At 54.4% G+C, this 1017-nt stretch carries 1 pseudogene; it reads right to left on the bottom strand.

Annotation, left to right across the window (positions count from 1 at the left end):
- Nucleotides 1–613 (bottom strand): annotated as a pseudogene (locus tag HWY30_RS41270) (hypothetical protein); the annotation flags it as partial.
- Between the last annotated feature and the right edge of the window lie 404 nt (nt 614–1017).

Raw genomic sequence — 1017 nt, 5'->3', positions numbered from 1 at the left:
CGAGCGCCAGAACCGTGAACAGTTCATGATCGCAATTGTTCATGCGCCTGTAGTCCTCGCCGATATGGATCATGACCTCAAGCAGATTCCGCTGGTCGTGTCTTTCCTCAGGCGTTAAAGGATTCCTGAACAATGAAGTCGCAAGCGTAATCAGATGTTGAAGTTGCTGTCCCTGCCGTTCACAAAGATGGAAGGCAGCCAGCGCGAGACGTTCATACTGAAGCGCATCTATGGGGGGCGGGAAGAAGGCTGTTGCCTGGTAGCTTTGGTCATACGCGGTCCGGGTTATGGGCGTGTTGGATCGAACGACACGTTTGGGTTCGCGTCGGCTTATGGGTTCAATAGCCACGGCGGCACTGCGACGGCATTCGGGAACAGTTATTCGATTGGCGACAAGTTCGTCAAGGCGCTGCTCTCGTCCAGCGACGGTCACGGGCTGCGATGCGACCTTCGCGGCCAGGGAGCCAGTAGCGGCGGCATATGCGTAGACGACGGCGGCAAAGTGTACGACGTCATCCTCGTGCGGAAATAGGCGCCAACTTACCATTCGCGCGGCATGGCGTCCTTGCTGAATTCGATTGACGCCAGCGAGCAAGATGTCGTTGCTACTCAATCGTGTCAAGTTGGATATTGAGATTCAATATCTCAGCATCGAGATCGACAGGGTGTTCGAGACGGCAACACAAACCGAGATTTGGGCCACTGTACGGGCCGTACAGTACGGACACCGTTAGGCCAGGAGTGGACGCCAGTATGCAGTGCTACAAAGCTGCCGTTCGAGCTTTCTCGGGTAATGCTGATGCCGCTCATGTCTGAGTATGATGTTTGGGCGTCGACATGAAACTTCTTGATGCTATCTACGACAGTCCCGTCAAGCTGCTCCAGAAGGCGACACGCGACGGCGAGGCCTTAATTCGAGCGCTAAGGAAACGCTGATTAATGAACTGTCGGATCGGCTTGCAGATCAAGACGCGTCAAATTTTCTGGATAACGAATCGAATCGACGCTCATTTCGGT

This window comes from Paraburkholderia tuberum STM678, assembly GCF_902833905.1.
GTDB lineage: Bacteria > Pseudomonadota > Gammaproteobacteria > Burkholderiales > Burkholderiaceae > Paraburkholderia > Paraburkholderia tuberum.
Note: the sequence above shows the minus strand (reverse complement) of the source record. Positions and strands in the feature narration are given on the sequence as shown.